The organism is Psychrobacillus psychrotolerans (genome assembly GCF_900115805.1).
Lineage (GTDB): Bacteria > Bacillota > Bacilli > Bacillales_A > Planococcaceae > Psychrobacillus > Psychrobacillus psychrotolerans.
The window spans coordinates 1-2,583 of sequence record NZ_FOXU01000017.1 but is presented as its reverse complement, the minus strand read 5'-3'; the positions used below and the strand labels follow the sequence as shown (position 1 = coordinate 2,583).

Sequence of the window (2,583 nt, the reverse complement as noted above, 5' to 3'; positions counted from 1 at the left end):
CACACCCGTTCCCATACCGAACACGGAAGTTAAGCTCTTCAGCGCCGATGGTAGTTGGGGGTTTCCCCCTGTGAGAGTAGGACGTCGCTGGGCACCAAAAAGAAGTCGTTACCGAGTTATATCGGTAACGACTTCTTTTTTTGTTTACTGAAAAAGTAAGCCGAAGGCAGTTACTATATAAGAAAGTGTACGAGCAAGTTGAGAAACGAAGAGTTCGAGTGCAGCTGCCGAAAAAATCTGTCGGCTATTCGCTTTCGTGCTCTGGAGTGTCCTTCTTCGACTAGAAGGTGTAAAGCCTTTTTCTTATTGAATTAACGAATACAGTTTAGTTGTATAATAAAAAACAACCGAAATGAGGGAGTGCATTGTTATTTTGGACCCTCTCTTATTGTTTAACTAATAATGATTTAGCCCATAATATATACATAAACAATTAGGTGGTTATTATGCAATGGAGGATTTATTACAAGATAAACTTCAGACTAATATAGATCGTATTAAAATGAGCTTCAATAATACATCAGATTTAATGATTAGAGAAATGACAGTTGGTCTAAATAAAGAAATATCACAAGAGAAGAAATTAAAACTAGTCTACTTAGATAGTATTATTGATACTACTTTATTACAGGAGTCCGTTATTCTGCCATTGGCAGAGAATTTAAATATAGATAAATCGCAAAGTAAAGAATTAATAAGTTATGTATCTAATACAATCCTTACTACTCCAGGAGTAAAAGTAACCGATTCATACCAAGAATTATTGAGTGCTATTATCCAAGGTAACGCAGTTTTACTTATAGACGGATTTCATGAAGTTATCATTGTTGAGGTTGCTAATTGGGTAGAAAGATCAGTTGAGGAATCGCTAGGCGAACGTTCACCTAAAGGAATTGCTTTAGGGTTTTCTGAAAAAGCGAAAACTAACATTAACATCTTGAGAGGAATTATTAAAACGGAACAATTTAGCATGCAAAAAATGACTTTTGGAACCATAGCTAAAACAGATGTTTTTCTACTCTTCATCAATGGTATTGTAGATAAAGGAATATTAAAAGAAGTACGTAATAGAATTGAGAAATTGGATGTTAAATATATTTTAGAAGCAAAGGTTGTTGCTGAAATAATAGAAGGTAAGTCAAAGTCATTTTTTCCTTTAACAGTATCTTCAGAACGTCCTGATTCAGCAGCTTCAGCTCTTTTTGAAGGTCGTGTAATTGTATTAGTAGACGGTACTCCGCAAGTGATTATTGCGCCATCTTTATTCGCTGAATTATTTCAATCTCCAGATGAATATAATGTTAGTTTTGGACGTTTTACAATTCGATTGATGCGTTTTTTCTCATTTCTTATAGCTATTTTTTCTACTGGTATCTATATTGCCTTAGATAAACATGGTAAAGACTATATACCCCCAAAAATCTATGAAGCATTATTTACCAAGGACGAGTTCTTACCAACGATTTGGGAAGTATTAATACTCAACATAATATTAGCATTATTTATAGATGCAACTTTCAGAGTTCCCAAAAGTGCCATTTTTTTAATATCAATTATAGGAGCTATTTTACTCGGAGACGTAGCAGTTTCGGCTACGTTAATACATCCGATATCTCTTATTGTAGTAGGAATGTCGTGTGTATCTGCATTGGTACTTGCGAATAAGGGACTTTTAGGATCAATAAGGATATTAAGAATTGGTTTCATTTTGATTAGTTACTTATTAGGTTCCGATGGAATATTTATAGGGGCAACTGTATTAATTTTTTATATGATTAGTTTGAAATCAATAGGCGTCCCATATCTTTCACCCTTCATTCCTTTTAGATATATGGAACTTAAAGACACTTTGTATAGAGGTGATTTGAAAAAATTAGCAAACAGTAAACATAGCTTTCCAGATGATAATTAACCGTATTTACTTAAGCCGGCCGGCTATTAATGATAGCTGGCTTTTATTATTTAGAGAACGCTATACATATCTCTTCTATATAGTAGGAACAGGAGGGAAAGTAGCTGTTCTTACATTAAATATAGAATTCTAAAAGAAAATTGGAAAAGACCTTGCCAATGACCATTATAAGTGGTATAGTTATCAAGTTGTCACTTTAACAAGTGACGTTAAACAAAAAAACAATTTAAAAAAAGTTGTTGACAATCACATCAGAAATTGATATGATATATAAGTTGTCAAAACGACATTACAACAACATGAACATTGAAAACTGAACATGCAAAACGTTAAGAAACATAGCTTTCAACTAACTTGTTAGGATGATAGCAAAACAATTTTGGACATCATTTAATGATGATGCCAGCAAAACAAAATGAGCTTTTAAACTAGTTCTAATTTGTTTGCTTTCAATGTGCTCTGCATACCGGAAGCAAACTATTATGGAGAGTTTGATCCTGGCTCAGGACGAACGCTGGCGGCATGCCTAATACATGCAAGTCGAGCGAATGACGAAGAAGCTTGCTTCTTCTGATTTAGCGGCGGACGGGTGAGTAACACGTGGGCAACCTGCCCTGTAGATTGGGATAACTCCGGGAAACCGGGGCTAATACCGAATAATCCATTTCCTC

1 protein-coding gene and 2 rRNA genes are annotated in these 2,583 nt (G+C 34.7%); all 3 read left to right on the top strand.

All coding sequences use genetic code 11. The features are described from left to right. Positions 1-93, top strand: a 5S ribosomal RNA gene (gene rrf, locus BM260_RS18105); the annotation flags it as partial. A 358-nt stretch (positions 94-451) separates the two neighbouring features. Next, complete coding sequence (locus tag BM260_RS18100) at positions 452-1,912, top strand: spore germination protein (RefSeq protein ID WP_093538743.1); 1,461 nt, start codon at positions 452-454, stop codon at positions 1,910-1,912. Between the two features lie 479 nt (positions 1,913-2,391). After that, positions 2,392-2,583 (top strand): 16S ribosomal RNA (locus tag BM260_RS18095); the annotation flags it as partial.

Bases quoted from the DNA above. Each gene is read 5' to 3' on its own strand.
- BM260_RS18100 (WP_093538743.1), top strand. From the start codon at position 452: ATGGAGGATTTATTACAAGATAAACTTCAGACTAATATAGATCGTATT.